At 64.7% G+C, this 19864-nt stretch carries 15 protein-coding genes and 1 tRNA gene; 12 read left to right on the top strand and 4 right to left on the bottom strand.

Going from position 1 to position 19864, the window contains the following annotated elements; translation table 11 throughout:
* Nucleotides 1-95 precede the first annotated feature (95 nt).
* Nucleotides 96-1160, bottom strand: coding sequence for a polysaccharide deacetylase family protein (locus ELEN_RS15045; RefSeq protein WP_015761499.1), 1065 nt, complete (start codon nucleotides 1158-1160; stop codon nucleotides 96-98).
* Nucleotides 1161-1760: 600 nt separating this feature from the next.
* Between ELEN_RS15045 and ELEN_RS15040 the strand changes: the two genes are divergently transcribed.
* Nucleotides 1761-3995: a MurT ligase domain-containing protein gene (locus ELEN_RS15040; protein ID WP_009305358.1), complete on the top strand. Its 2235-nt coding sequence runs from the start codon at nucleotides 1761-1763 to the stop codon at nucleotides 3993-3995.
* 275 nt (nucleotides 3996-4270) lie between these two features.
* Complete coding sequence (locus tag ELEN_RS15035) at nucleotides 4271-5620, top strand: LCP family protein (RefSeq protein ID WP_035584603.1); 1350 nt, start codon at nucleotides 4271-4273, stop codon at nucleotides 5618-5620.
* Nucleotides 5621-5688: 68 nt separating this feature from the next.
* On the opposite strand, the gene ELEN_RS15030 is transcribed toward ELEN_RS15035, so the two are convergent.
* Nucleotides 5689-6402, bottom strand: a complete 714-nt coding sequence (locus ELEN_RS15030; RefSeq protein WP_009305356.1) for a TraX family protein — start codon at nucleotides 6400-6402, stop codon at nucleotides 5689-5691.
* Between the two features lie 95 nt (nucleotides 6403-6497).
* Here ELEN_RS15030 and ELEN_RS15025 point away from each other — a divergent pair, with 95 nt between their 5' ends.
* From ELEN_RS15025 to ELEN_RS15005, 5 genes are all read left to right on the top strand, one after another.
* Nucleotides 6498-7328, top strand: coding sequence for a CPBP family intramembrane glutamic endopeptidase (locus tag ELEN_RS15025; RefSeq protein ID WP_009305355.1), 831 nt, complete (start codon nucleotides 6498-6500; stop codon nucleotides 7326-7328).
* Between the two features lie 68 nt (nucleotides 7329-7396).
* Nucleotides 7397-7483, top strand: a tRNA-Leu gene (locus tag ELEN_RS15020).
* A gap of 67 nt (nucleotides 7484-7550) precedes the next feature.
* Nucleotides 7551-8186, top strand: coding sequence for an IMPACT family protein (locus ELEN_RS15015; RefSeq protein ID WP_009305354.1), 636 nt, complete (start codon nucleotides 7551-7553; stop codon nucleotides 8184-8186).
* 356 nt (nucleotides 8187-8542) lie between these two features.
* Nucleotides 8543-10462: a serine/threonine-protein kinase gene (locus ELEN_RS15010; protein WP_081434225.1), complete on the top strand. Its 1920-nt coding sequence runs from the start codon at nucleotides 8543-8545 to the stop codon at nucleotides 10460-10462.
* A gap of 141 nt (nucleotides 10463-10603) precedes the next feature.
* Entirely contained in the window at nucleotides 10604-11500 is an 897-nt protein-coding gene (locus ELEN_RS15005) for an acetamidase/formamidase family protein (protein ID WP_009305352.1), read from the top strand.
* A 142-nt stretch (nucleotides 11501-11642) separates the two neighbouring features.
* Here ELEN_RS15005 and ELEN_RS15000 read toward each other — a convergent pair whose 3' ends face one another.
* Together ELEN_RS15000 and ELEN_RS14995 are read right to left on the bottom strand one after the other, a co-directional pair.
* Entirely contained in the window at nucleotides 11643-12524 is an 882-nt protein-coding gene (locus tag ELEN_RS15000) for a PfkB family carbohydrate kinase (RefSeq protein ID WP_015761496.1), read from the bottom strand.
* A 211-nt stretch (nucleotides 12525-12735) separates the two neighbouring features.
* Nucleotides 12736-12927, bottom strand: coding sequence for a DUF6724 family protein (locus ELEN_RS14995; RefSeq protein WP_009305350.1), 192 nt, complete (start codon nucleotides 12925-12927; stop codon nucleotides 12736-12738).
* Between the two features lie 240 nt (nucleotides 12928-13167).
* On the opposite strand from ELEN_RS14995, the gene ELEN_RS14990 reads away from it, so the two are divergent.
* The 5 genes from ELEN_RS14990 (at nucleotide 13168) to ELEN_RS14970 (ending at nucleotide 19816) form a co-directional block, all read left to right on the top strand.
* On the top strand, nucleotides 13168-15810 hold the full coding sequence (locus ELEN_RS14990) for a PAS domain-containing hybrid sensor histidine kinase/response regulator (RefSeq protein ID WP_226844320.1): 2643 nt from the start codon (nucleotides 13168-13170) through the stop codon (nucleotides 15808-15810).
* A 115-nt stretch (nucleotides 15811-15925) separates the two neighbouring features.
* Nucleotides 15926-17215, top strand: a complete 1290-nt coding sequence (gene serS, locus ELEN_RS14985; protein ID WP_009305347.1) for a serine--tRNA ligase — start codon at nucleotides 15926-15928, stop codon at nucleotides 17213-17215.
* A 276-nt stretch (nucleotides 17216-17491) separates the two neighbouring features.
* Complete coding sequence (locus tag ELEN_RS14980; protein WP_009305345.1) at nucleotides 17492-18325, top strand: hypothetical protein; 834 nt, start codon at nucleotides 17492-17494, stop codon at nucleotides 18323-18325.
* A complete protein-coding gene (locus tag ELEN_RS14975) occupies nucleotides 18322-18795 on the top strand; it encodes a hypothetical protein (protein WP_009305344.1) in 474 nt (157 codons plus the stop codon). Before ELEN_RS14980 ends, ELEN_RS14975 begins: the two co-directional genes overlap by 4 nt.
* 34 nt (nucleotides 18796-18829) lie before the next feature.
* Nucleotides 18830-19816, top strand: coding sequence for a D-alanine--D-alanine ligase family protein (locus tag ELEN_RS14970; RefSeq protein ID WP_009608495.1), 987 nt, complete (start codon nucleotides 18830-18832; stop codon nucleotides 19814-19816).
* The last annotated feature ends 48 nt before the right edge of the window (nucleotides 19817-19864 follow it).

The following is a 19864-nucleotide window of genomic DNA, read 5'->3' as shown; positions in this document are numbered from 1 at the left end:
GATGATGTTTGTCGCCAAAGGCACGACGTCTCGCGGCGAACGATCCCGAAGAAGATCAAAGGAGGCCTTCGTCCGGCGAGCGGCAGAAGCGAGGTTTAGGAGAGCGGATAGCCGAGCAGCTCGTCCATGGTGACGAAGCGGTAGCCCTGCGACTTGAGATAGGGGAGCGCGTCTTTGAGCGCCTCGACCGTTTGCGATCGGTCGCCGCCTCCGTCGTGCATGAGCACGATGGCGCCCGGCCAGGCGTTTTTCACCTGGTTGGCGATGGCGGCGGCTCCGGGCTTGCGCCAGTCTTGCGAGTCGATGTTCCAGCCGATTTCCGCGCTGATCAGCGGCCCGACATTGCGCATGACGCCTTCGCCGTAGTTGCCTCCCGGCGTGCGGAATACATGGCTGGCTTCGGCGCCGGTGGCGGCTTCGATGGCTTCGTAGCCCTTCTGCACTTCGGCGACCTGATCCTCAGGCGTCATGTAGCCGAGGTTCACGCTTTGACCGTCGCCCGCCGCGTGGTCGAACGAGTGCGAGCATATCTGATGGCCTTCGGCTGCTGCGCGCTTTACGAGGTCGACGCCTTCTCCGTCGATGCGATTGCCCACGGTGAAGAATGTGGCCTTCGCCCCTTGGTCGGCCAGCACGTCGAGCACTGCGGCGGTGGATTCGGGCCAGGGGCCGTCGTCGAACGTGAGTGCCACCACTTTGTCCTCGCCTACCTGCGGCGAAACGTTTCGGCGCACCACGTTGGAAGGCTCCTGCACGACTTCTTCCGTCGTCAGGCCGGAGACCGAGCCGGTTTTCGTGCGCTTCAATCCGTCGGCGCCTTGCCCCTCGAGCACGTGGATAGGTCCGCGCCCTTCCTCTTCGATCGAGTAGGGGATGCTTTCCTCGGCGGTTTCGCTCGGCTCTTCGATGGCGCTGCCGTCGCCCAGTTCGACCACGTCGCCGTTGTTCAGCTTCGTATCCATGTCGGTAGCGACTTCGCCGTTGACGGTGGCGTGAAACGGCTCGCCCTTTCCTGCTTCGATCACCGAGCCGTCCACGGCAACGAAATCGCCGGGTTTCGGCTTGATGCCGCTGGCGCGCAGCGCGTCTTCCAACGTCTTGTGACCGCCTACTTCCAGGTTGGCTCCATTGAGGGTTATGGAGGCAGGCAGGCTCTGCACGACGAAGTACCCTCCAACGGCGAAAGCGGCCACTACGAGCAGGCTGGCAATGATTCCAACAGCGCGCCGCCTCGGTTGTTCGGGGCCCGGCGGTCGATGGTAACGTCCTGGTTTCTGGTAGGATGCCGCATTGCGCGGTTGCTGCTGTGTTGCGTTCAGGCGGGAGCGGGCGGCAGTGGAACGTGCGGTTTGCCTGGTGTTGTACTGGTGTGGTCGTGAACCTGGAGAAGTCGACTCATCGGAACGACGGGAAGCTCGCTCGTCATTCGAATGCTGGAAAAAAGCGTCGTCGTAATTGCGTTCGGGCATAACCTTCCTGGGTCGCCGGGTGCATGCGGCCGCGTGCTTCGGCCGACGGCTGCACAATCACCTTATCTCATCAGTATAGCGGCATCAAGCTTAGTTGAGGATAAATCGGGGCGCGGTTCTTCTTTTGGTTGAAGCGGCTGTTAGGTTGACGAGGGGTGACGAGTGAGCTTTGCGCTGGCGCTGCTCGTCCTGAAATTTGTATGGAGGGCGGGTGTCAGTGCGGGCGGGGGCGGCGTGCGGGGTGCGGTGGAACCACTATACTGAACGCAACGTGATCGAAAGGAATGACCTATGGGTTTGCAGTTCGCCGGCGCGCGCGCCGTCAGCGCCGTTTCAACGTGGGGTCTCAAAAACGTGTTCCGCCGTCCCGCCGCGAACTTCCCGGGCAAAATCGCGCTGTACGTGGATCCGCGTCTCATTGCCGACCTCGCGCCGAAGCTGGAGCAGGGCTCGGTGTGCGTGGTTGGAACGAACGGAAAGACCACGGTGACGAACCTGCTGGCCGACGCGCTTGAGCTGGCGGGCCAGCGCGTGGTGTGCAACCGGACCGGCGCGAACCTGGACTCGGGCGTGGCGACGTCGCTGCTGCACGCCGGCCCGTCGGATTGGGGCGTGTTCGAGTGCGACGAGCTGTGGCTGGCGAAGATCCTGCCGCAGCTGCAGGCCACCTACGTGGTGCTGCTCAACCTGTTCCGCGACCAGCTGGACCGCGTGGGCGAGATCGACCGCATCCAGGACAGCATCGTGGGCGCGCTGGAGAAGTCGCCGGACACGGTGCTGGTGTACAACGCCGACGACCCGCTGTGCGTCCGCATCGCCGAGCGCGCGGCGAACCCCTCCATCGCGTTCGGCGTGGACGAGGACCTGGGGCTGCCGCAGAATTCGGTGGCCGACGCGCAGATGTGCCAGCGCTGCTCGTCCATGTTGGAATACGACTATCGCCAGTACGGGCAACTGGGATCGTTCTCGTGTCCCACCTGCGGGTTCGCGCGTTCCGCCCTGGACTTCGCGGCAACGGGCGTGAAGCTGGGCCTGAACGGGTTGTCGTTCGACGTGCGTCGGGACGGCGAGGGGGCAGCCGCGGGTTCGATCGCCGCGCCGTACACCGGCGCGTACATGGTGTACAACTTGCTGGCAACCGCTGCCGCGGCCGGCCTCGCCGGTTGCCCGCTTCCCGCGTTGCAGAAGGCCATCGACGCCTTCGACCCGCAGAACGGGCGCCTGCAAACGTTTGACATCGCCGGTCGGCGCGTGCTGCTGAACCTCGCGAAGAACCCCACCGGCTTCAATCAGAACCTCAAGATCGTGGCGCAGGACGCGGGTGACAAGGTGGTAGCCTTCTTCGTGAACGACAAGGAGGGCGATGGCCGCGACGTGTCGTGGCTGTGGGATATCGACTTCGAGGAGCTGGCGGACGATCCGGCCAAGCTCACCGTGTTCGCGGGCGGCTTGCGCGCGAACGACATGCAGGTGCGCTTGAAGTATGCCGGCATCGAATCGCAGGTGGTTGCGGATGCCGAGGACCTGCTGGCGCGCATAGCCAGCCTGTCGGCCGAAGAAAACGCGTACCTGATCGCGAACTACACCGCATTGCCCCCGGTGCATGCGGTGCTGACCAGCCACGGCGCGGCGGGCGCCGCGGCCGAGGATTCCGCCAACCCGCATGGCACGGATGAGGGCTTCCCCCGCCCCCATGGCGCGGGCGATGGCTGTGGGGGCGACCGTTCCGTCTCCGCGCCAGGAGAGGGGGAGACTCCTGCGCCCGCCGCCTCCCTCACCATCGCGCACCTCTTCCCCGACCTGCTCAACCTGTACGGGGACGGTGGCAACGTGCGCATCCTCGAACAGCGCCTGCGCTGGCGCGGCATCCCCGTGGAGGTCAAGCGCGTCAACCACGGCCAGGCCATCGACCTCTCCGGCGTCGACCTCGTCATGCTGGGAGGCGGCCCCGACCGCGAGCAGCGCCTGGCGTCGGCCGAGCTCATGAACATGCGCGAGCAGCTGCATGCCTACGTGGAGGACGGCGGCGTCTTGCTGGCCATCTGCGGCGGCTACCAGATTCTCGGCCACGAGTGGCTGCTGGGCGACGAGGTGGTGCAGGGCCTGGGCATCGTCGACATGACCACCGAGCGTGCGGCGGGCGGCTCCGGCGACCGGCTCATCGACAACATCGTGCTGACCTCGCCGCTGGCGAAGCGCCCTGTCGTGGGTTACGAGAACCATGCGGGACGCACGCACCTCGGCGCGGGCGTCGAGCCCTTCGGCGCCGTGGCGTCTTCCACGGGGCACGGCAACAACGATGCCGACAAGCAGGACGGCGTGCGCTACAAGAACGTGGTGGGCACGTATCTGCATGGCCCGCTGCTGGCGAAGAACCCCGAGGTTGCGGACGATTTGCTCGCACGCGCTCTCCAACGTTTCGCATCGCGAACGGGCCAGCCGGCCATCGAGTTGGCGCCGCTCGACGACGCCGTCGAGCAAGATGCGAACGACGCCATGGTCAAGAAGCTGGGAGTGCACAGGTAGCGGGAAGCTCGCCGGTGCGGCGTCAACCTGGTGCTCGCTCGGGATGACACCGCTTCCGCTGCGCTGCCCTGTGGGCTTTTCCTAGTAAACCGATGGAGGCGGTTGCGCGGGTAGAGCGCTGCCGCGAAAATGGCGCAATGGACAACAAACGCAGCCCTCAACGGCGCCCTGCGAGCACCGAGCGTTTTTCCCGCTCCTCGTACGGCCGCTCCCGTCAGACTGAACCGGGTCGTCGCCCCAGCGTTCAAGGCGAATCCGCTCCCACGCCGCGCCGCGTGTCGCGAGCCGATTACGAGCGCACGCGCGCACGCTCTCGTCGCCGCACGCTGGTTATCGCGCTTGCCGTTGTGGGCGTGCTGGTGCTGGGCGGGGCGGGGGCTGCGTTCGCGTACTACAACGTACTCTCGGGAAACCTTCACGACGGCGTCAGCGCCGAGCTGCGCAATGCGCTCGTGGAAACCGATTTGGCGAACGAGCCGTTCTATATCCTGCTCATGGGAACCGACGGGTCGAACGACCGCGAAGCGTCGGCGGAATTCGCCGGCGATCAGTTCCGCAGCGACAGCATCATCCTCGCGCGCATCGACCCGGTGGACAAGAAGGCGACGCTCGTCTCCATCCACCGCGATACCCTGGTAGACATGGGGGAATACGGGCAGAACAAGCTGAACGCTGCACATGCCATCGGCGGAGCCGCTCTCACGGTGAAAACCGTATCGAAGTTGGCGGGTGTGCCCATTTCCCATTATGCCGAGATCAACTTCGACGGCTTCAAAGACATTGTCGATGCGCTGGGCGGCGTCGAAGTGGATGTTCCGATGGAGATCGACGACGAGGATGCCGGCGGCCATCTGGATGCCGGGCTGCAGACGCTGAGCGGCGATCAGGCGCTCATCCTGTGTCGTTCGCGCCATGCCTACGACGAGTACGGCGACGGCGACTCCTACCGTGCAGCGAACCAGCGTCTCGTCCTGTCCGCCATCGCGAAGAAAATCCTGTCGGCCGACGTGGCCACGATGGCATCCACCGTCCAGGCGCTTTCCCAATACGTGACTACGGATCTCGAGATTTCCGACATCATCGGCCTCGCGCAGACGATGCAGGGCCTCGACCCGGCCACCGACATCTATTCGGCCATGGAGCCGACTACGTCCAAGTACATCAACGACGTCTGGTACGAAATCAACAACGTCGACGAATGGAAGAAAATGATGACTCGCGTTAACCAGGGCCTTCCGCCCACCGACGAGGACATCGTCGACGAGATGTCGAACACCGTGCTGGCAACCACCGGCAGCGGCCAGACGCATTCCAGCACGAACGAGGACGGCACGCAGAAAAAAGCGAAGCGCACGGGCAGCGTGGCGGTGCGCAACGGCAACGGCATCACCGGCGCAGGCACCGAGGCGTCCGAGCGCATCGAGGAACTGGGCTATTCGGTGGAGTCGGGCAATGCCGACAGCTTCGACTACCCTAAGACGCTGGTGATTTACGACGATGAGGCGAAGGCATCGCGCGCGCAGGAGATCGCGGATGCTCTTGGCGTTGGAAAAGCCATGAAAAACGACGGATCGTATCTGTTCGAGAGCGATTTCCTCGTGGTGTTGGGAAGCGACTGGAAGTAGCCGTCCTCTGTCATCCTGAGCGGAGACGCGCAGCGCCGGAGTCGAAGGATCCCGTGCGGCGTCAGCCTCTACAGCCCCAGCCCCCAATCGCCCAGCAGCAACCCCTTCGCCAACCCCAGCACCAGAATATGCGCGGGGTAGTATGCGTAGAACAGCCACTTCATCGGGCGGCCGCGCGAGCCGTTGTAGGCGAGCAGCAGCGGGATGGTGGCCGTGCAACCCAGCAGCGGATACAGCGCGAACGGCAGCAGCGCTGGATCGAACGCTGCCATGTAGTCGGAGAGCGCCGGCAGGCCGTTGCCCAGGATGGGCACGAGCAGGGGCAACACGATGCGTTGGCGCCGGTCGGGGATCGCGCGCATCATGAGGATCATGAGCGGCCCGATGATCCCCCAGTCGCACAGCGCGCTGGCCGTCACCAGCGCTGCGGCAGCAAGCCAGAATCCGCCGCGGCTTTCCATAGTGTCGTACAAGTACAGAATTCCCAGGCCGATGAGCAGGGTGAACAGCACGTTGAGGTTGTGCGCCAGAAACAGGCCGTACGGCACCTGCGAGACGAGCGCGAACGCCAGCAACCGACCGGCGTACCGCTTGATGTTCGAGGTATGATGGTAGCCTTCCACCAGCAGAAACGCCATGATGGGGAAGGTGAGCCCGCCGAATCCGAACAGCAGGAGCAACGCCTCGGCGGGCAGGTAGGGATAGAAAATGTAGCAGGCGTGGTTGAACGTCATGCCGACGATGGCCACGACTTTGAGCGTGAACGAGGAAACGCCCCGCATCGGGGAAGCTGCTGATATGCTCGATGTGACGCTCATGGCGTTCCAGTATACTGCCTGCATACGATGTATTCGATGGCAAAGGGCGATGAGGCTGCGTGACGCGCGCGAATTCCACGATGGGGCTTGAGGACGGCGGTTGCGCGCGCAACCATCGCGCCGCCGTGTTCGTGGCGGCGTTGGTGGCAACGGCGTGCTGCTTCTCGCTGGTCCCCGGCGACACCCTCGCCGGGTCGCTCGCGCAGGGCGCGGCGCTAGCTGCGGTCGCGCTTGCGGCTGTGGCGGCATCGCGGCCGCGGGCTTTGCGCGCGCCGCGCCTTTGCGACGGGCGCGGTTTGCTCGCGTGGGCCTTGTACGTGCTGGCCGTGGGTTTGGCTGTGGGCCTCGCGTCGCTGGTCGTGCAACCGCAAGGGGCCGCTTTGGACGCCTCCCCGTTGCACGTGATGCAAGTGGTCGCGCTTTGCCTCCTGACCGCTGTGTTCGAGGAGGGCGTCTTCCGGGTGCTGGCGCTCGATGCGTTCGCTCCGGCGTTGGGAGGAGGCCGACGCGGCATGCTGCGAGCGGCCCTCGTGTCGGCCGTGCTGTTCGGCGCGCTGCACGTGTCGCTGGGCGAGGCTGCCTCGGCCGTTCAGGCCGCCGATTTCGTCGCGGTTGCGCAAACGGCGTGCAAACCCGTGCAAGCCGCTTTGTTCGGCCTGTTCATGGCAGCGATGTACTTCGGAACGCGCAACTTGTGGACGCTCGTCGCCGTGCACGCCGCGTTCAACTTCCTGTACGCGGGCCCGCAGCTGCTGGCGGGAAACCTGCAGCAAACCTACGTTACCGGCGACCCGATCGACTTCGTTCTGCTTGCTGTCTCGACGGCGCTTCTGGTTCCCGCGGCTTGGTCGGCGCTGCGACGCTTTCAGAAAAATTCAAAGAACGTGTAATTTCTCCTTGTCACGATCCATGAACTCAGGTATCATGTTCAATCGCTTCGATAAGAAGCCTTTGTTGTGCGGGCGTGGCGGAATTGGCAGACGCGTACGGTTCAGGTCCGTATGGGGGCAACCCCATGGAGGTTCAAGTCCTCTCGCCCGCACCATCTGAATTGAGAAACCCGCTTCGGCGGGTTTTTTGCTGCCCTGCTATGCGTCTGCTACACTTTCCCCATGACTTCCTACACCACCATAGCGGGGCGGGCGACCGCCGAGATCGAGGAGAAGAAGAGCCGCTTCATCGCTAGTTTGGCGCATGTCGAAACCGAGGATGAAGCGCTGGCGTTCCTCGAGGAGATCCGCGCGGCCAACCGCATGGCGCGCCACAACGTGTACGCCTACGTGCTGCGCGAGGGCGGCGCGGGCGTGCAAGGGCGCGTGCGCTATTCCGACGACGGCGAGCCTCAGAAGACGGCGGGGCTTCCCACGCTCGAGGTGATCCAGCACGCGGGGCTGACCGACGTGATCACGGTGGTCACGCGCTATTTCGGTGGGGTGCTGCTGGGCACGGGCGGCCTCGTGCGCGCGTACACGCAGGCCACGCAGGCGGGCATCGAGGCGGCGGAGCTGGTGGTGGTGTCGCGGTGCGTGGACATCGAAGTGCGAGCGGCGTACGGCAAGTACGACCAGCTCGTGCGCATTGCGTCGGACTGCGGTGCGAAAGTGCTCGATACCGTGTACGACGATGCGGTCACCCTGCGCCTGCGCATGCTCGACGGCACGCAGGAGCCCCTGCTGCTCAAGATCACCGAGCTTGAACGCGGCCAGGAGCGCGTGCGCGTGAGCGAGCCTCTCGAGGCTGCGTTCTGAGTCTCGCGGCTGTTGGGGCGGAGCGAGGCGCAGTTGCTTGCGCTATGATGTGCTCGCTGCTCGCTGCTCGCTGCTTGTCGCCCTCGCTGTCGCATAATTCTTCAGCGCTATGTGCAGCAAAATCGAGCTTTTGGCAGTCTTGCTTGATTCTCAAGCGACATGGGCAAAACGCGACCTGCGGTTTCTTTCGCTGACGGCTTGCCAGGGCTCTTCCGCGTGCTTTTGGAGCCGGCGAATGCGAGCGATCACTGCCAAAAACTCGATTTTGCTGCACATAGGGGTTAAGGTTTTTGCGCAAGGCATGCGTTGCGGCAGCTCGCGTGGGCATCTGCGGCCGCCTGCCCTATAATAGGCGCATGGCACGCGATCGACAGCTCATATTGAACCGGTATCGACCCATCGGCGAAGCGAAAGCCGGCGGCTTCGGCACCGTGCGGGTGGCGTGGGACACGCGCATCCAACGCAAGGTGGCCATCAAATGCATCGAGCTGGATGAGGTGGACGCCGCGCGCGCGGCGCTTCCAGGGGCGAACGCCGTCGCGCAGCGCGCGCCGCAGCACGAGCCGCTTCCCTGGGAAGACGATCCCGTTTTCAACGATGCCGACGAAGCCGAAGGGGATGCGACTTCGGTGTTTGACCTGGTAGGCGACGGGCCGCTGGTACATTCTCTCGCGCACGTTCCCGGCTTGGACGAGGCGCGCACCGCGGCAATGCTGTCGGATGCGAGCATCGTCGCGGTGTACGATTTCGAGGTGCAGGAGTCCACCGCCTACCTCATCATGGAGTACGTCGAAGGCGTCACGCTCACCGAGCTGCTGCATCGTCACGCCGACCGTCTCACATTGGATGTGGTGGCTGCCGTGTTCGCGTCGGTGTCTCACGCGTTGGAGGTGGCGCACGCCAACCAGGTGCTGCACCTCGACATCAAGCCCGACAACGTGCTGATCAACCATCAAGGCCAGGTGAAAGTCACCGATTTCGGCCTGGCCACGCTGGCCGACGCGTCCGGCTACGGCGCGGCCGGCGGAGGAACCATCGGGTACATGCCCCTGGAGCAGATGCGCCAGGAGAACCTCGACGTGCGCTGCGACGAATGGGCGTTGGCGTCGCTGACGTACGAGATGCTGGCGGGCGAGAACCCGTTTCTGGCACCCGATCTCGAGCGCGCTGAAGCTGTTATCGAAGATGCGGAGCTGGTGCTGCCGTCGCTGTGCTGGGACGAGCTGGACCCCGCCGTCGACGACGTGATCTTCTTCGCGCTCGACCCCGACCGGGAAGAGCGCTACGCGACGGTCGCCGATTTCGCGGAGGAGCTGGAGCCGTTCCTGGGCGATCCGAAGCGCGGCGTGCGCGAGCTCTCCGTCATCGTCGGTCACGCCGACGATGAGGAGGAAGAGGAAACCGAGACCGCGCCACCTGTTCCGTATGTGCCGCTCCGCGAGCGCATCACGCCGCTGCAGCGCACGGTGGCGGCGCATGCGGCGGGCGCGCTGGGCAGCGGGGCGGTCGCGTTCGTGGCGTTCGCGAATCTGCCGCAGACCAGCGGATTCGCCAACCCGCTGTTCTGGGGGCTGTTCGCGCTCGTGACGTTGGCGGGAGCGTTGAAGCCGCATCTCGGCGCGCTGTTGGCATACTTCGCGTTATCGGCGGCGCTCATCGCCGGAAACGCTCCCGCCGCAGGATGCGTTCTGCTGGCGGCGACGGCGGCCTGGTGGTACTTCACCGGGCGTTTGGGCGACGCCGATGCGAACGCGACGCTCGTGCCGCCGCTTGCCGGGGCGTTCGGCTGCAACCAGCTGACGCCGCTCGTGGCCGGGTTCTGCCTGCCGCCTGCGCGCGCGTTCGGAGCGCTGGCGTTCTCGCTGGTGGTCAGCGTGATGTTGGCCGCATGCGGGTCGCACAGCCTGCTTGGTTGGGACGCGCTGACGAACTGGCAGTTCTCTGCGGGGCTCGACGTGCAGGCCAGCATCGGCAGTCTGTTGATGCAGCCGGCGCTGTGGTGCATCGTGATCAGCTGGATTGCGGCTACGGGTGCGCTGTCGGCCTTCCGCCTGCGCCCGACGCGTGCGTTCGCCGTGCTGGGCACGCTCGTGGCGAGCGCTCTGCTGCTGGCGGGCATCGTCCTGGCCGCTTGGGTCGCGTCGGGGCAAGCAACCTGGATGCCGTCCTTCAACAACCTCGTGTTCACGCTCGTTCCCATCGTGGCGATGCTGCTCATGTGCGTCCTCGTCCCCGAGCCGGATTACTACGAGGAAGATTACGAGGGCGAAGCGTAAACTCGCGAAAGCGGTCCCCCCCCCCCCGCTTGATTGCTCGTCGTATTTTTCGAGCAAGAATCCGACACAAGAGATGCTGCCGAGCCGGCCCCCTCCGTAGTACTATTAACCTCAGCACAATCTTGTAGAAAGGGTGGCCTCATGCAGGAACTTAACGACGAGCGCGTGCTGTTCGCGTTCGCGCGCGATTTGGAGCCGGCGCTGACGGTGGCATCGGGCGAGACGGTGCGCATCCGCACGCAGGACTGCTTCGGCAACCAGGTGCAGACGCCCGAGGACGAGCTGGACGAGATCGACTGGGATCGCATCAACCCGGCAACCGGCCCCGTGTTCGTGGAGGGCGCGGTGCCCGGCGGCGCGCTGAAGGTGACCATCGAGAACATCGAGCTCGACCCGCAAACCGCGTCGTGCACGGGCAAGGACGAGGGCGTGTGCGGCGACCGCTTCGACGCGTGGAGCACGCACCTGTGCGCTATCGACGGCGACAAGCTAGTGTGGAACGACCAGCTGTCCATCCCGCTTAACCCCATGATCGGCGTCATCGGCGTGGCCCCGGCGGGCGATCCGGTGAACTGCGGAACGCCCGGCAGCCACGGCGGCAACATGGACAACACCGCCATCACCACGGGCGCGACGCTGTACTTCCCCGTGGCGGTGGAGGGCGCGCTGTTCGGCTGCGGCGACATGCACGCGGCGATGGGCGATGGCGAGATTAGCGTGTCGGGCGCCGAGGTGGCCGGCTACGCTACGGTCACGCTCACTGCGCTGCCCGACCTGCACCTGGTTGATCCGCTTATCGAGAACGGCACGCACCTCGGCATCATCGCGTCCGCCGAGTCTCTCGACGCAGCGGCCGATCGCGCCGTGCACGAGATGGTGGATCTGCTGCACGACCGCACCGGCGTCGACGAGGCCGAGCTGGTCATGCTGCTGTCGCTGGTGGCCGACGTGCAAGTGTGCCAGATGGTGGACCCCCAGAAGACCGTCCGCTTCATGGTTCCCAAGTACGTGCTGGAATCGCTGGGGTTCAAGCTGTAGAAGAAGAGAAGGTGGTCGGGCGGTCGCCTTCTCGCCCGACCCCATCGGAGGACATCTTGGAGGATGCGTCGTGCCCGAAACGTGCGGTTTCGCCGCAAAGGCCGGCCGTTTCGGCAACGCGTTGACAGGTTGCGTGCGTCTCCTACAGCAGCTCGCACACCTTGCCCAGCAGCGGCTCGAAGCTGACGCCGCGGTCTTTGAAGTCGGGCTGTTCGGCGCTCACCAGCATGGCGTCGTGCACGAAGTCGCCTGCGAACGCGACGGCCTCCTGCAGCGAGCGACCGGCCATCACGGCGGCCATCAGGCATGACGCGTACAAGTCGCCCGTGCCGTGCAACATGTAGGGCAGGTATTCGTTATGCGCTTCGAACGCCTCGCAGTCCTTGCCGCCCACGAAGTTGCGGATGCAGGACTCGCCCTCGCGCTGGATGCCCTTGAGCACCACGTGCTTCGCTCCCTTCGCCACGAGGGCATCTACCAGGCGGTGCGCTTCTTCGTCGGAGATGTCGGTGCCGCCCCAATCTTCGCCGATGGGCTCGCCCAGGATGATGGCGGCTTCGGTGAGGTTCGGTGTGAGGATGTCGGCGCCGCAAGCCAGCTCGGCCATGGCGGAGCACAGCTCGGGCGTATACGTGGGGTAGACCTTGCCGTGGTCGGCCATCACGGGATCTACCACGCGCAAAGCGTTCGGATACATAGCGTACAGATCGCGAATGCGATCCACCTGCTCGGGTGCGCCCAAGAAACCGGAGTACACGGCATCTATCTCCACGCCGATGCCCTTCCATGCGTTCAGGTAGTCGGCTAGGATCTCGGTGGTGTCGTGCATGTACCAGCCGGGGAAGGCGGTGTGCGACGAGAACAAGCCCGTCGGCACGGGGCATACGTCGCAGCCGGCGGCGGACAGCACGGGAATGGCAACTCCCAGCGAGCACTTGCCGTAGCCGCACAGATCATGCACGGCGGCGACGCGGGGGATGTACGCTCCTTCGCGCTGGTAGAGATGCGTTTCGGCTTCGTTCATGGAAGTACTTCCTTTCCGGGTTGTCAAGAGGCGATGAGGTTCAATTATATGGTTTGAGTGTGCGGGAGAATTGACGGCTTGAAAACAGGAGCGCGCAGCTGAAAAGCTGCGCGCGGCGAGACTCGAAAGCAGTGATCGCGCGTACGTGCAAGGAGCTTTTCAAAAGGCGATCCTCATCGTCTGGTCGCCGTTCGGCACGAACGCGAAGACGTTACTTGTCGTCTTCGTCGTCATCGAAAAAGGACCAATCGTCCTCGTCAGGCTCGTGATTGACGAACGTTTTGCGCGTGCGGCGCTCCATGATGACGCACGCGATCAAACTTACGACCAAACCGATTCCCACCAGGCATCCGATGCCGGCGTAGGTGTTGAAGAGAAAATCGTACAACGCACCGAAATCCATGGTTACCTCGTTACTCTAACTCGTGACATCACCATTGCCACAGAGTGTTTGCAGTTCAGCGTTAGAGTATACTATGTCGAGCCGATCCGGTACGGGTAGGCTTGGATATTCCTTTATTCTTTACGCGCGCTGAAGAAGGGCAAGCACCAACACGCCATGGGCAAAGACAAGCGCAAACGCAAACGACGCATAACGGCATCAATCGCAATCGTCGCCATTGTGGCGGCGATTGTTTCTGCTGTGCTCGGATTAACGTCTTTTATCGACAAGAAGCTCAATCAGAGCGCCGAGCAGCAGGTGGTCACGTTCACCGAGCAATCCGCCAGCAACGTAACCGACCGCATGTACATGTCGCAGAACGCCATCGGCGCGTTTACCGTGCAGACTACCGATCCTGCGTTGGTTGCGCCGGCTCTCAGCAGCTTCCAGGAGCACCACGGCTTTGCGAATGCGACGTTTGCCGGGATGGACGGTCGAGGCGTTCGCGCGGATGGCTCCGCATTTTCCGTCGACGAGCTGGCTCAGCCCGAAACGGCTTTGTCCGAGGGTCGCAGTTCGTACTCTGCCACGTTCGCCAACGAGGCGGGCGCCCGCGTGCGTCTCGCCCAAACGCCGCTTTATATCGATGGGCAGCAAGTCGGAGCCCTGTACGTGCAGGTGCCGTTAAGCTTGTTCTCTATGTCCCGTCAGCTGGATATGTTCGACGGCCGCGGCTACTTCATGTTGTTCGAGGGTTCCACCGGCGAGGTGCTGGTGCCTCCCACGGGCGAAACCAAGACGCCGGTGTTCATCGGCACGTCGCTGTACGACTTCCTTGACCGGGCGTCTCAGTACAGCGAGCCGGCCTCGAACACCGATGCCGCGGTCTCAACCGAAGCTGCCTTGCAGTTCATGCAGTCGCGCTCGCGGAGCGACCTTTCCACGCTGCGCGACGTTGTGGCGAACAAGCAGACGGGGCTGCTCACGGCCACGGTAGACGGCAAATCCAGTTATGTGTGCGTCGCGCCGGTCGACAACGGGTATTGGTACGTGTGCAACGTGGTGCCCGTCGAGAACGTGCGTGCCGAAGCTGCCGTGGTCACCACCACGTTCGAAGCGGTGTTCGCCATCATCTTCGCCTGCCTTGTGGTGGTGGCGCTGTTGGTGTTCGGCGCGTACCGCCGCCGCCTGCGCGAACAGAACGTCGCCATGCTCGGCCAGTTGTACGAGGCGCTGTCCGACAGCATCGATATGGCGGTGAACCTCTATTCGCCCACCGACGGCAAGGTCACTCCCATTGTGGCGAAGGCCGAACGCATCATCGGCTATCGCCTTGACGCCTTTCTGCAAAACGAGCGGTTGGCGGCCACCATAGGGCTTTCTCCCGAGGGCGTGGCTCTGTTCGATCGCATTAGGAAGGACGAGACGAAGGGCTTCGAGCAAGGGGAGTTCTCGTTCCGCAGCAAGCAGACCGGCAAAGAATGCTGGGCTTCTTACTCGGTCAAGCGGCTGACGTTCGAAGATAAGCCGCAGCTGCTCGTGGTCATGCGCGACGTGACGGCCGACAAGGAGATCCAATTGTCCATGAAGGATGCGATGGACGTTGCCGAGGCGGCGAATGCTGCAAAGTCCGAGTTCCTCTCGCGCATGAGCCACGAGATCCGCACGCCTATGAACGTGATTCTGGGAACGCTGCAGCTTGCGCGGAGCAATCCGGACGATCGCGAGAAAGTTGCCGAGACGCTGAAAAAGATAGGAGACGCATCTGACCATCTGCTCGGGCTGATCAACGACGTGCTGGACATCTCGAAAATCGAGAACGGCAAGATGACCCTGGCCAGCGAGCCTTTCCGTCTCAGCGCCGTGCTGTCGCACGTGGCATCCGCCGTTCGCGTGCAGTGCGAACAGCGCGCCCAGGAATTCGTCGTGACAACTCCGCCATGCGCCGATGCCGTGTTCGTGGGCGATGCGCGGCGCATCAAGCAACTGTTGCTGAACTTGTTGACGAATGCCGTGAAGTACACGCCCTGCGGCGGCTGCGTTCGGTTCGAGACCACGGTGGCGAAGGGTGCCGCCATGGGGTATCGCCAGGTGAAGTTCACGGTATCCGACAACGGCATAGGCATGTCAGAGGAGTTCAAGGAGCATATTTTCGAGCCGTTCAGCATGGAGGGACGCTCGCGCGAGCAGGGCACGGGCCTCGGCATGCCCATCGTGAAGAACATCGTCACCATGATGGCGGGCGATATCGCCGTCGAGTCGACGAAAGGGCAGGGCACTACGTTCACGGTGACGTTCAACCTGCGTATCGCATTAGAGGCGGAGCGCATCGTGTTCGAGGAGGGCGAGGGCGCCGAGGCGGACGATGCGCAGCCCCTCGAACTCGATGCTGCGAGCGCGGCGGCGCTGCGATCCCTCGGCGCGCGCGATCGGCTGGCGAGCCGTCCCGTTTCGGCTTACGAAGCCCCTATGCCGGGCGCGCCGCGTGCGCTCGACCGCACCGAGTTCGAGGGGCTGCGCGTTCTGCTGGCCGAAGACAACGACCTCAACGCCGAGATAGCCTGCGAACTGCTGGCGGAAGCGGGGCTGGTAGTGGAGCGAGCGGGGGACGGAGCCGAGGCGTGCGTCATGTTCGAGGCGTCGAAGATAGGCTACTTCGACGCGGTTCTCATGGATGTGCAGATGCCCAACATGAACGGCTACGAGGCCACGCGGTGCATCCGCGAGCTCGATCGCGAAGATGCGGATGCCGTGCCCATCATCGCGATGTCGGCCAACGCCTTCGCCGAAGACGTGAGCGCCTCGTTGGCCAGCGGCATGAACGCGCATCTGTCGAAGCCCATCGACATGCGCCGCGTGCTGGCCACCCTCATCAAGTACGTGCGAAAGCGCTATGAAGGATAAGGGCGTCGGCTGGCCGCCCGACGGAACATGCCGGGTGCGTGAAGGAACGACGAGGTGCGCCGCCCGTGAGGTATACTAAAGGCACTATTGTTTCCCATCGTGAAGGAGCGCGACTATGCTCGACATCAAGTTCGTCCGCGACAACCAAGAAGCCGTCGCCGAGGCGATGAAGAACCGCCATGCTTCGTGGGACGCGGCGCGCTTCTCCGAGCTCGACGAGACTCGCCGCGCCGCCATCGCGAAGGAGGAGGCGCTGCAGGCCGAGCGCAACGCCACGTCGAAGTCGATCGGCCAGATGATGGCCGCCGGCCAGAAGGACGAGGCCGAAGCCGCCAAGCAGCGCGTGCGCGCCATCAACGACGAGCTGGCCGTCATCGGCAAAGATCGCGAAGCGGCCGACGAGGCCCTGCGCGAGGTGCTGCTGCGCACGCCGAACATGCCGGCCGATTCCACGCCGGTGGGCGACGACGAGGACGACAACCCCGAAGTGCGCCGCTGGGGCGCGCCGCGCGACTTCGCCGCCGAGGGCTTCGAGATGAAGCCGCACTGGGATCTGGGCCCCGAGCTGGGCATCATCGACTTCGAGCGGGCGGTGAAGCTAGCCGCCAGCCGCTTCATCCTGCTGGGCGGCCTGGGCGCCCGTCTGGAGCGCGCCCTCATCAACTTCATGGCCGACACGCACGCGTCGCGCGGCTACAAGGAATGGTGGTGCCCGGCCATGGCCAACGCCGAGACGCTCACCGGCACCGGCCAGCTGCCGAAGTTCGAGGAAGACCTGTTCCACACCACCGAGGGCCTGTACCTCATCCCCACGGCCGAGGTGCAGCTGACGAACATCCACGCCGGCGAGGTTCTGGACGCCGGCCAGCTGCCGCTGAAGTACTGCGCGTTCACGCCGTGCTTCCGCGAGGAGGCGGGCAGCGCCGGCCGCGACACGCGCGGGCTCATCCGCGTGCACCAGTTCGACAAGGTGGAGATGGTGAAGTACGCCAAGCCCGAGGAGAGCTTCGACGACCTGGAGGCCATGGTGGCCGACGCCGAGAACATCCTGCAGCTGCTGGGCCTGCCGTACCGCGTGATCAGCCTGTGCACGGGCGACATCGGGTTCTCCGCCGCCAAGACGTATGACCTCGAGGTGTGGCTGCCGTCGTACAACGGCTACAAGGAGATCTCCTCGTGCTCGAACTGCACGGACTTCCAGGCGCGTCGTGCGAACATCAAGTACCGCGACCCCGAGAACTTCAAGGGCTCGCGCTACGTCCACACGCTGAACGGCTCCGGCCTGGCGGTGGGTCGCACCATGGCCGCCGTCATCGAGAACTACCAGCAGCCCGACGGCACCGTGCGCGTGCCCGACGTGCTGGTGCCCTACATGGGCGGCGTCGAGGTCATCGCGCCGGAATAACGGCAGGCGAAGCTATCGAAAAGAACCAGGGAACCTTCAAGCGTGGCAACGAAGCGTAAACGAACCAGCAAACCGAATACCGCTGCCGCACCCGCGACGGACGCCTCGAAGCCAGGGGCGTCCGGCCGCGTCGCGCCGCGGAAGCGCACCGACGTGCCGCCTGCGAAACCGAAGCCGCGAGCGGCCGGGACGCCTCACGTTGAGGAGAATGAGGGGCAGACGCCCCTCGAGCAGACGTCGCGCGCTGCAAAGGTCAGGGCGAAGGCGGCCGCCAGGTTGAAGGAGGACGCGGCGGCAATCGTCGATGACGCTGCGAAAGACGATGGGGCCGAAGCGTCGACCGAGGCCGAGCGCGGGAAGCGTCGGCGCGAGCGTGCGGAAGCGAAGCCGCGCAAAAAGCGCTGGCCGCTTGTTGTGGCCGGCTCGGTGCTGCTGGTCGTCCTGCTGATCGTGGGCGGGTTCTCGTGGGACCGTTGGCTGCGCTACGACGATGCAGCCGAGTTCCAGGGCGAATGGCAAACTCACGGCACCACGGCCGTCGTGGTCATCGACGGCGAAACTATCAAGCTGACCGAAGATGTGAGCTGGTCGTACAAGCTGGACACGGACGCGAAGACCATCTCGTACACGTTCGGGAACATGGAGGGCTCCGGCCGCTATCGTTTCTCGCTCGACCGCTCTCAGCTGGTGATTTCCGATGGAAGCGGGTACACATGGCTCTCTACGCTGGCGGACGACATCGCCTGGCAGTTCGACCAGCTCGTGCGCGCGATTCAGGGCCAGCCGCAGGAGGAACCTCCGTCGGGAGCTGGATACACGGTGCTCGACCGCCTGTCGCACGATGCGGAGGCTACGCCGCAGAGGGGCGAGCCGGTGGCGCCTGAGCCTGAGCCCGAGCCTGCGGCGGAACCCGAGCCGGAGGCTGCGCCCGAGCCCGACCCGGGCGATCGGCAGAAGCCGGAATCCGATTCCGCTTCTGGGCCGGAAGACGCCTCTGCAAGTGAAGCCGCAGACGAAGGCGGCAGCGCCTCCGACGCCGTCGACAAGAACGACGATGCTGCCGCATCCGGCACGCGCGGCGTGTTCGATGTGAGCGACCTGCCCGCGTGAGCGCGCAGGGCACAGCCCCGCTTGTCATCGAGCGGCTCACGGTGCGCGCCGACCGCGTGGTGTGCGACGTGGTTCTGGCGCCCGGCGTCCCGCGCCGCACGACGCCAGAGCTTGCGGCGCGCGTTCGCGCGGCCCATCCGCACGTGCCGCGCCATGCCTGCGTGAACGACGAGGGCGACACTTTCGCCGCCGTCATGGACCACACGTCGCTGCCGCATCTGTTGGAGCACCTGGTCATCGATTTTCAAACGCGGGCGGCCGTGCGCAGGGGCGACGGCGCGGAAGCCGGTTCGGCCGCCGCTTACGCCGATGCCGGCGCCGCTCTCGATGCCGTGTTCGTGGGCACCACCGAGTGGACGGACGAGGCGGCGGGCCGCGCGCGCATCGAGGTGAGCTTCCTCGACGATCTGGTCGCTTTGCGCGCTTTTCGCGATGCGATTGCCTTCCTCGGCGATGCGATGGTACGCTAGCCGCTCTTGTGTGGACGGCAGAAGGAGCATCATCATGAAGGTAGCAGTGTTGACGGGCGGCAGCTCGACCGAGCGCGAGTTATCCCTGGCCAGCGCCAAGAACGTGTGCGCAGCTCTTGAAGAGGCGGGCCATAGGACGGTGCTGTTGGATGCTTCGTCCGACCTCGTTTCCGCCCTGCGCGTCGAGCGTCCCGACGTGTGCTTCAACGCCCTGCACGGCAAGCTCGGCGAGGACGGAACCGTCCAGAGCCTGCTCGAATTCGTGGGCGTGCCCTTCGTCGGATCGCCGTCCAGCGTGTGCCGGCGCGCTTGGGACAAATCCTCCCTCGGCTCCGAGATGGCGGCCTACCGCGCCATCACCGGCGATGAGCCGACGGCTTCCTGGCCGCAGGGCGTCTGCATCGCGCGCGAGGCGTTCGAGAGCATGGGCGCTGCGACGGCGTTTGACCTGGTGGAAGACCGCGTGATCGGCGGGTATCCCGTGGCGGTGAAGCCTGCGCACGGCGTTTCGGCTTCGGGCGTGCGCCGCGTTGATTCCGTCGACCAGCTGGGCGAAGCCGTGTCCGATGCGCTGTCGTTCGACGACGCCGTCATCATCGAGCAGTGGATCGACGGCGTTGAGGTAACCGTGCCGGTGCTGGGCTCCGGCTGGGATGCCTACGCGCTGCCGCCGGTGGAGATCGTGGCGAAGGAGGGCTTCTGCGATACGGTCGCCTGTCGCACGCCGGGCGCGGTCGAGCTGTTCGCACCTGTGCGCCCCGCCTCGTTGTCGAACGACGAGGCCGATGCCCAGGCCATCCGTGCCGAAATCGAGCGCGCCGCCTTGGAAGTGTGCCGTGCCTATCAGGTGCGCGACCTCGCCCGCGTTGATCTTGTCTGGGACGGAGCCCAGGCGCGCGTCCTGGAGGTGGACGTGTCGCCCTCCCTGGCCGAATCTTCGCCGTTCTCCCTCGCCTGCGAAGCCTCCGGTTTGTCGCTGTCCGGCGTCCTCAACGAACTGGTCAGCCAATATGCGCGGTAACCGCTTGCGGCGAGAGCGCAGTATGCGATTCACGGGTCGTAGGCCGGC

Origin of the sequence: Eggerthella lenta DSM 2243 (genome assembly GCF_000024265.1) — a bacterium.
In the GTDB taxonomy this organism is placed as follows: Bacteria; Actinomycetota; Coriobacteriia; order Coriobacteriales; family Eggerthellaceae; genus Eggerthella; species Eggerthella lenta.
Note: the sequence above shows the minus strand (reverse complement) of the source record. Positions and strands in the feature narration are given on the sequence as shown.

Bases quoted from the DNA above. Each gene is read 5' to 3' on its own strand.
- ELEN_RS14995 (WP_009305350.1), bottom strand. From the start codon at position 12,927: ATGGATTTCGGTGCGTTGTACGATTTTCTCTTCAACACCTACGCCGGC.
- ELEN_RS15015 (WP_009305354.1), top strand. From the start codon at position 7,551: ATGACTTCCTACACCACCATAGCGGGGCGGGCGACCGCCGAGATCGAG.
- ELEN_RS14970 (WP_009608495.1), top strand. From the start codon at position 18,830: ATGAAGGTAGCAGTGTTGACGGGCGGCAGCTCGACCGAGCGCGAGTTA.
- ELEN_RS15005 (WP_009305352.1), top strand. From the start codon at position 10,604: ATGCAGGAACTTAACGACGAGCGCGTGCTGTTCGCGTTCGCGCGCGAT.
- serS (WP_009305347.1), top strand. From the start codon at position 15,926: ATGCTCGACATCAAGTTCGTCCGCGACAACCAAGAAGCCGTCGCCGAG.
- ELEN_RS15000 (WP_015761496.1), bottom strand. From the start codon at position 12,524: ATGAACGAAGCCGAAACGCATCTCTACCAGCGCGAAGGAGCGTACATC.
- ELEN_RS15040 (WP_009305358.1), top strand. From the start codon at position 1,761: ATGGGTTTGCAGTTCGCCGGCGCGCGCGCCGTCAGCGCCGTTTCAACG.
- ELEN_RS15010 (WP_081434225.1), top strand. From the start codon at position 8,543: ATGGCACGCGATCGACAGCTCATATTGAACCGGTATCGACCCATCGGC.
- ELEN_RS15030 (WP_009305356.1), bottom strand. From the start codon at position 6,402: ATGCGGGGCGTTTCCTCGTTCACGCTCAAAGTCGTGGCCATCGTCGGC.